We start from the raw sequence: 5,940 nt of genomic DNA on the forward strand, positions 1-5,940 counted from the left end.
TCACGAGATCTCGCGCCTGAACATCGCCTCGCGCCCGGTGCGGCGGCCCGGTGCGCCCACCCTGAGCAACCTGCGGGCTATCCCCTGGGTCATGAGCTGGACCCAGAACCGCTCGAACCTGCCCGGCTGGTACGGCTTGCCGGAAGCCATCGAGGCGATAGGGCCGGAGCTGGCCCGTGAGATGTACGCGCAGTGGCCGTTTTTCAGAAGCGTGCTCGACAATGCCCAGATGGCGCTGGCGAAGAGCGACCCGGTGATCTTCGAGGACTACCTCAGCCTGGGCGGCGCCGGAACCGAGCTGGCAACTCGCCTGGCCCGCGCCTACGCCGAGGCGGTGCGCCTGGTCGAGGCGGTCATCGGCGGCGAGTTGCTGCACAACGAGCCGCGCCTGAAGCAGAGCATCGGGCTGCGCAACCCGTACATCGACCCGATTCACCGCATTCAGGTCGAGCTGCTGCGCCGCGCCCGCGCCGAGGAGAACGGCCTGGACACCTACGAGCGCCCGCTGCTGCTGAGCGTGCAGGGGATTGCGGCGGGAGTGAGGAATACGGGGTAAGAGAGTGAGCATAAAACGCCCCGGCCAGCATCGCCGGGGCGTTTTGCTCTGCGTAGTGTGAATGCGCTACACTCAACCGTGGACTTCGACTGGGATGACGCCAACTTGGAACACATCGCCCGGCACGACGTTGATGACCTTGAAGCCGAAGACGCGCTGATGGACGAAGACGGCAGAGAACTTTCAAAAATAGTCGTTGGCCGCGAGACACGTTTTGCCTATCTGGGACGAACTGAGGCCGGGCGGTTGCTCGCCGTCATTACGACCATCCGCAACGGCAAGATTCGCATTGTGACCGCCCGCGATGCAGATGACCGAGAGAAACGAATGTACAGGAGGGCCTGAGCATGACCAACGTTGAGGAGAACAATCTGATTCCCGTGTACAGCCGCTCAGAAATTCCCACTGATATGAGCGAGGCTCAGGAAGCTGAGTTCTGGTCCACCCACGGTTTTACTGAAGAACTTGCCGCCGAGAATGCAGGAGACCCTGAACTGGCCGCTTTCGCTGCCCTGTTGCCCAAGCGCCCGCGCAAGTCCAACCCCGTCAGCCTGCGCCTCAGCGTGGACCTGGAGCGGCGACTGCGCCACCTCGCCGAGTTGAAAGGCACCACATATCAGACACTACTGAAAGAGTTCGTGCTGGAACGGGTGTACGAGGAAGAGAAGCGGTTAAAGACGATCTGATAAGGCTTGTATTTTGTGTCACAAACAAGACCGGTCTATCATCTACTTATATTCGTCAAACCTGAAAGCCGTTACTCCGCTTGCAATATGCTCCTCCCATTCGTGTTTTCTATGTATTTGCCCAGTCCCAGTACCCTTCAGACGTTCTGAAGGTGCATCATGATCGTTGTTCACATAAACCGTAGATTTAAAACCCCTTATGTATGTTATTTTTTGGTTTGAGGTTACAAAATCAGAACTCAAAAGCCTGGCATCCAATCTATTCTCAAGTATGTGGAGTCTTTTTCCGTAGACTACCATTGTCTCCGATGTAGCAAGCTTGCTGTTGAGAAAGTTGTAGATATAGGTCATAGCATTTAGGCATTGTCGATTCATTAGTCTTAAAGATTCGGCGTCGGACAAGCAGTTTCTCAGGACCAACATTGCTTGCATTTCGGAAAGTTCGGGACAGGTTGCGATTATGTGTCCACAAAATTGCGGGTTTCGTATTAAATTTATTGCAACAGGATGGGATCTACAGCGTCCCCCAAAATCCAGAAATATCGTACCTCGTTTAGGGGTTGACAGGGCGCACCCAAAGACGGTAAAGGGACGGTGCTTATGTGCCGTCCCGACCTCAGATTACTGCCGGTGCTCCACGCCTTACAAGCCCTCCAGACCTGGTTAGAGCCCCGTATGCCAGAGAAAATCCACCACCGCCACGAGAAGGCCAGCGACGCCGAACTCGTCGCCCTGGCGGTGCTGCAACACATCCACAAACAGCCGCATTTCAGTTGCTGGTGGCAATTTATGGTGCTCAATTTTTGTCCCCACCTGCCGAGCCTGACCCAGGCGACGGTGCGCCTCCAACGCTTGCTCCCCATTGTGGAGGCGGCGTGTGTCGAGGTTGAAAACCTCGACTTCGTGGTCATCGATTCGATGCCATTACCGGTGTGTCGCTCAAAACGGGCAAGTCGCTGCAAGGTCAAAGAGGCTACGATGGGCTTTGGCACCCAAGGCAGTGTCTATGGTTTCAAGTTTCATGCCTGGAGTACCTTAAACGGCAAGCTGGCACAGTACGTCATCCGGCCCGCCAACCAGCATGATTTGATTGCCGGGTATGATTTGAACGGCAAGTGGATCGACTACGACGGGCCTCGGATAATCGGCGACAAAGCCTACGTCGATGGCTGTAATCTGACGCCGCCAAAGAAGAATGCCAAGACAGTGGACCCTCGCTGGAAGAAGGAGTACGGCACAGCTCGTAAAATCATCGAAACGGTCTTCTCATCACTGACACGTGCTGGAATTCGATTTGGACAGATCAAAAACTTAAGATCGCTCCGTCTCAAGGTTGCCCTTGCTGTGCTGGCATACAATTGGCGCTATATCAACCCCTAAACGAGGTAACAGCTTTGTATTGAGGTAGAATGTGGTGACTGGGCGTCTTTTCCACCCTTTTGGTGAGACACGCTACCACAAGGTTCAGCAGGTAACGACAGAATCCGCCTCTACTAACCCCGACCCAGACAGCGTTTCTATAGGTAAGCTCACAGGACTGTCAGCAAAGGCCCTTTAAACCGATGTAAGGGGTAGAGGAGGGGCCATACAATCGTTCGCATGTACTTATTATGCGCCTTGCTCTAGGGGGGTGCCCTGGACCGCGTTGTCGTTTATGACTCAAAACACCTGTTAGGAGCCTGCTGTTTACTCTGATGGGAGGCGCAAACCGGCGATGAGCCGCTTGACTACCCGGCGGGCATCGTACCGGGGATCGGGGCCTGCGCCAATACAAAGGTTCCCAACCGCGTACATCAACTCAAAGGCCTCCACATCCGGCTGAAGTTCGCCCGCCTCCACAGCAGCGCGGATGAGCTCGGCGCAGACGGGCAACAGCCGGTCTAAAAACGAGACGTGCAAGCTGGCGAAGCTGGGCTTGTCGGACTGCATCGCGGCAGCCAGACCGTGCTTGGTGACCAAAAAATCCACGAACAGCTCGATCCAGCCGCCGAGGGCGAGGTAAGGGCTGGGACTGCTCGCCAGCAGCGCTGGGCCAGCCTGTGCGCAGGCCTCCACCTGATGCCGGTAGACCGCACCAATCAGGTCGGCGCGGGTAGGGAAGTGGCGGTAAATGGTGGCCGTCCCAACGCCCGCTTTGAGTGCGATGTCACGCACCGGCACGTTGACGCCAGCGCTCACGAACAGCGCGGCAGCAGCGTCCAGCAACGCCCGTTCGTTGAGCCGCGCATCGGCCCGTTTGAGGCGGGCGGCGGGCGTTATAGGTCCCTCACTGCTCACGTGCTCGTGGTTTCCATCGGCCCTCCATCTTTAAATCTGATTGACAAACGATACATTGTCCCGTATAAATATCTGGTACGTTGTTCCGCTTTATCAGTCTACCGGAATAGCCGTCGAGTCAGTACCCCGTTTACCACCTGCCTCGTGCGACCAAGCCCTTTCCCAATGATGCAGCAAGGAGAGCGTGACACCATGACCCACAAGCAACATCCCCTTCACACTGGATTTCCTGCCGCCTCCACAGCCGACGAGGTGCTGGCTGGTATTGACCTAGCTGGCAAGAACGCCATCGTCACCGGCGGCCACGCCGGGATCGGCCTGGAAGTCACCCGCGCACTCAGCAAAGCGGGTGCCTCCGTGACCGTCGGCGCACGCAACCCGGATCAGGCCGCCCTCGCGCTGACCGGAATCGAGCGGGCCGAAGTCAGCCAGCTTGATCTCCTCGGTCCTCGGTCCATCGACGCCTTCGCTGCCCGCTGGCTGGAGTCGGGCCGTCCACTCCACATCCTGATCAACAATGCGGGGGCCTCCGGTGGGCCAGCACGGGACGCGCGCGGCTATGAAAAGCACTTCGCGACCAACCATCTGGGCCATTTTCAGCTCACCCTGGGGCTGCTGAGCGCCCTGCGCGCCGCCCACGGTGCCCGCGTGGTCAACGTGTCATCGGGTGCTCAGCGGTTTGCCGATATCCAGTGGGATGATCCGAATTTCACCGACGGGCAGAACATCAACCTGGCCTACGCCCAGTCCAAGACCGCCAACGTGCTGTTCGCCGTCGAACTCGACCGTCGCTGGGCGCAGGACGGCATTCGTGGCTACGCCGTGCATCCCGGTGTGGTCGCTGGCACGAAATTAAACAGCTCGGTGGGGGACGAAGCGCTGCGGAAGATGGGCCTGATCGACGAGGCTGGGCAACCGATCATCGATCCTGAAGTTGGCAAGAAAACACCTCAACAGGGGGCCAGCACCATCGTCTTCGCGGCGACCAGCCCGCTGCTGGCCGAGATCGGCGGCGTGTATTTGAGGGACAACGACATTTCGCCGCTGGATGATGAAGTCAGGCCCCTGACCGCCGAGAGTATTCCGACCGACGTCGCGTCACATTCCATCGACCTGCAATCCGCCCAGCGCCTCTGGCAGCTCAGTGAGCAGCTTCTCAAAGTCTGACCTTACTCTGGTCACGTCGCACGTCATCTGTCAGGGGGGGGTTGGGTCGGAAGCTGGAGATGAAGCGTCGCGTATACGTATTGCCCAGGAGGCGCGGCTCACGCCTTCCACACGCCTCTGCGCCGGATACCTGAAAACGTTATGCAGGAAGGAGAAAACCCATGACAGAACATCTTCCTACAGCAGTAGTCCGGAAGGTCTAGTGCGGTACACCCAGTCAGCGCCGCGTCTTACCAGGAAGCAGTAGATGTCTGGTCCGCATCACTCTGTACAGAACGAATCACGCTTGCGATACATTCTGGGGCAGTGGTCTAAAAAGGCCGACTGGGACGCAAAATCATTAAAGTCATGTTCGGCGTTGGGCAGAGTCACGTTTAATTCGGCTAGGGCTCTTGACTTGTCGTTCTGGACACGGCAGAACGTCTCTCAAACCTTCCGGACTACTGGAACCGGTATAGACCCAAAAAAAACGTGCGCCCTGCGTAAAAAGGGCGCACGTCAGTCGGTCGTTCAACGTCATCTGGCAGGCATCAACACCGGCTTGACGTTCTTGCTCGTCACCTTGCGCGTCAAGCCGAAGAAGCTTTTGGTTGCCTTGAGCTTGGTTCCATCGACCTCATCAACCAGCGTCGATCAGTTTGATCAATTCCTGAAGCGCTGTGGTGCTTTGAGTCTTGGAGGGCGGGCTTGAGCGCACCGCCCTGAGGGCCACATCAGCCGCTCTATCCAGCGTCGTCCATTTGGCTGAGTCCTTGCTGGTCAAAGTGTTGGCCTGCTTGTCCCACAGCAACTCGAAGGCCCGAATGCGGGTTACGGCGTCCTTGCTTTTGCCGCTTTGCACCAGTGCTAGGGTGTCCTGAAGGATAACTCGGAAAGCGCTCAGGTCGCCGAGTGGCCCAACCTTGGCCCTGACTATTGAAACTGAAGTTGTCACCGGGGTCTTGGACTGGGCAAGTGCGGGGCTGAAGACGGCGACAAAAGACATGATTATCAGCAAGATTTTTTGGAGCTTCATGTTCTCCTTGAAGTGAAGCCAGGTCTTCCGCGAAGTCAGGGATGAGATCGGGCGTGTCGCTTCCTGCTTATTTGGCGGGCATCAACACGGTGTCGATCACGTGGATCACGCCGTTGGACGCCTTGATGTCGGCCTTGGTGACCTTGGCCTTGTCGATCATGACGTTCTTGCCCATCACGGCGATCATCACCGAGGAGCCCTCGACGGTCTTGGCGTCCTTCATCTTCATCACGTCGGCG

9 protein-coding genes are annotated in these 5,940 nt (G+C 57.5%); 5 read left to right on the plus strand and 4 right to left on the minus strand.

Annotation, left to right across the window (positions count from 1 at the left end; all coding sequences use genetic code 11):
• From Q0R23_RS09355 to Q0R23_RS09365, 3 genes are all read left to right on the plus strand, one after another.
• On the plus strand, positions 1–556 hold a 556-nt coding region (locus tag Q0R23_RS09355; RefSeq protein WP_293912392.1), incomplete at its 5' end, for a phosphoenolpyruvate carboxylase.
• A gap of 78 nt (positions 557–634) precedes the next feature.
• Complete coding sequence (locus Q0R23_RS09360) at positions 635–901, plus strand: BrnT family toxin (RefSeq protein ID WP_293912394.1); 267 nt, start codon at positions 635–637, stop codon at positions 899–901.
• 2 nt (positions 902–903) lie between these two features.
• Positions 904–1,242, plus strand: coding sequence for a CopG family antitoxin (locus Q0R23_RS09365; RefSeq protein ID WP_293912397.1), 339 nt, complete (start codon positions 904–906; stop codon positions 1,240–1,242).
• Between the two features lie 42 nt (positions 1,243–1,284).
• Here Q0R23_RS09365 and Q0R23_RS09370 read toward each other — a convergent pair whose 3' ends face one another.
• A complete protein-coding gene (locus Q0R23_RS09370) occupies positions 1,285–1,593 on the minus strand; it encodes a hypothetical protein (protein WP_293912399.1) in 309 nt (102 codons plus the stop codon).
• A 249-nt stretch (positions 1,594–1,842) separates the two neighbouring features.
• Here Q0R23_RS09370 and Q0R23_RS09375 point away from each other — a divergent pair, with 249 nt between their 5' ends.
• Complete coding sequence (locus Q0R23_RS09375; RefSeq protein ID WP_293912402.1) at positions 1,843–2,622, plus strand: IS982 family transposase; 780 nt, start codon at positions 1,843–1,845, stop codon at positions 2,620–2,622.
• 306 nt (positions 2,623–2,928) lie between these two features.
• On the opposite strand, the gene Q0R23_RS09380 is transcribed toward Q0R23_RS09375, so the two are convergent.
• On the minus strand, positions 2,929–3,519 hold the full coding sequence (locus Q0R23_RS09380; RefSeq protein WP_293912404.1) for a TetR/AcrR family transcriptional regulator: 591 nt from the start codon (positions 3,517–3,519) through the stop codon (positions 2,929–2,931).
• 192 nt (positions 3,520–3,711) lie between these two features.
• Between Q0R23_RS09380 and Q0R23_RS09385 the strand changes: the two genes are divergently transcribed.
• On the plus strand, positions 3,712–4,686 hold the full coding sequence (locus Q0R23_RS09385) for an SDR family NAD(P)-dependent oxidoreductase (protein ID WP_293912406.1): 975 nt from the start codon (positions 3,712–3,714) through the stop codon (positions 4,684–4,686).
• Between the two features lie 619 nt (positions 4,687–5,305).
• Here the strand turns inward: Q0R23_RS09385 and Q0R23_RS09390 are convergent.
• Positions 5,306–5,701: a hypothetical protein gene (locus tag Q0R23_RS09390; RefSeq protein WP_293912408.1), complete on the minus strand. Its 396-nt coding sequence runs from the start codon at positions 5,699–5,701 to the stop codon at positions 5,306–5,308.
• A 67-nt stretch (positions 5,702–5,768) separates the two neighbouring features.
• Positions 5,769–5,930, minus strand: a complete 162-nt coding sequence (locus Q0R23_RS09395; protein ID WP_366520411.1) for a fasciclin domain-containing protein — start codon at positions 5,928–5,930, stop codon at positions 5,769–5,771.
• Between the last annotated feature and the right edge of the window lie 10 nt (positions 5,931–5,940).

The organism is Deinococcus sp. (assembly GCF_025362455.1).
Taxonomy (GTDB): domain Bacteria; phylum Deinococcota; class Deinococci; order Deinococcales; family Deinococcaceae; genus Deinococcus.

What these genes read in the sequence shown, in the direction of transcription:
- Q0R23_RS09365 (WP_293912397.1), top strand. Translation starts at nt 904, where the DNA reads ATGACCAACGTTGAGGAGAACAATCTGATTCCCGTGTACAGCCGCTCA.
- Q0R23_RS09370 (WP_293912399.1), bottom strand. Translation starts at nt 1,593, where the DNA reads ATGACCTATATCTACAACTTTCTCAACAGCAAGCTTGCTACATCGGAG.
- Q0R23_RS09375 (WP_293912402.1), top strand. Translation starts at nt 1,843, where the DNA reads ATGTGCCGTCCCGACCTCAGATTACTGCCGGTGCTCCACGCCTTACAA.
- Q0R23_RS09385 (WP_293912406.1), top strand. Translation starts at nt 3,712, where the DNA reads ATGACCCACAAGCAACATCCCCTTCACACTGGATTTCCTGCCGCCTCC.
- Q0R23_RS09390 (WP_293912408.1), bottom strand. Translation starts at nt 5,701, where the DNA reads ATGAAGCTCCAAAAAATCTTGCTGATAATCATGTCTTTTGTCGCCGTC.
- Q0R23_RS09395 (WP_366520411.1), bottom strand. Translation starts at nt 5,930, where the DNA reads ATGAAGATGAAGGACGCCAAGACCGTCGAGGGCTCCTCGGTGATGATC.